The organism is Mesorhizobium sp. M1406, from assembly GCF_040317555.1.
GTDB lineage: Bacteria > Pseudomonadota > Alphaproteobacteria > Rhizobiales > Rhizobiaceae > Mesorhizobium.
This window is the reverse complement of record NZ_JAMYKW010000178.1, coordinates 1-800: the sequence shown is the minus strand read 5'-3', so window position 1 is coordinate 800 and position 800 is coordinate 1. Positions and strand designations below refer to the sequence as shown.

Sequence of the window (800 nt, the reverse complement as noted above, 5' to 3'; positions counted from 1 at the left end):
GCTGGGGCTCACCCCCCGCCATCTCGCCTACATCATCTACACCTCGGGCTCCACCGGGACGCCCAAGGGCGTCATGGTCGAGCATCGCGGAGTGGTCAATCTTACAGCATGGCATGTGCAAACGTTTTGTCCGCAACCAGAAACCTGCTGCACACTCACGGCTGCAGTGGCTTTTGACGCCAGCACCTGGGAGCTATGGTCCGCATTATGCAATCGTAGCACATTGCTGCTCCCGCCCAGGGCGGCAGCAGGAGATTCCTCGCGTCTGTTGCAATGGTGGCGTGATCAACCACTGGACGCCGCCTTTCTAGCCACACCGCTGGCTATAACCGCATTGCAAGACGAGCTGGTAAATCCAAAATTGGGACATTTGCTGATCGGCGGTGATCGTCTCCAGCGTGTTCCTTCCCGGATACCGTCTCCTCTCAAGTTGATAAACAACTATGGCCCTACGGAAGTCACCGTTGTGGCAACGTCGGGACGACTTCTCAGTGACAACGCCGTGCCGCATATTGGCCGTCCGATTGCGAACACGCGGGTGTATCTGCTGGACGGTCATGGTGCGCCGGTGCCGTTGGGGGCGGTGGGCGAGCTCTATATCGGCGGGGCCGGGGTTGCGCGCGGCTACCTCAACCGGCCCGAGCTGACGGCCGAGCGGTTCATCGCCAGCTCCTTTGTGGAGGGCGACCGGCTGTATCGGAGCGGCGACCTGGCCCGCTATCTGCCGGACGGCAATCTGGAGTTTTTGGGCCGCAACGACGAGCAGGTGAAGATCCGCGGCTTCCGCATCGAGCCGGGCG

The 800-nt window shown here is 61.5% G+C and carries 1 protein-coding gene; it reads left to right on the top strand.

Features of this window, described 5'->3' with window-relative positions:
- The coding region (locus NKH03_RS34825) for an AMP-binding protein (RefSeq protein WP_352973368.1) at positions 1 to 800 on the top strand (800 nt) is incomplete at both ends.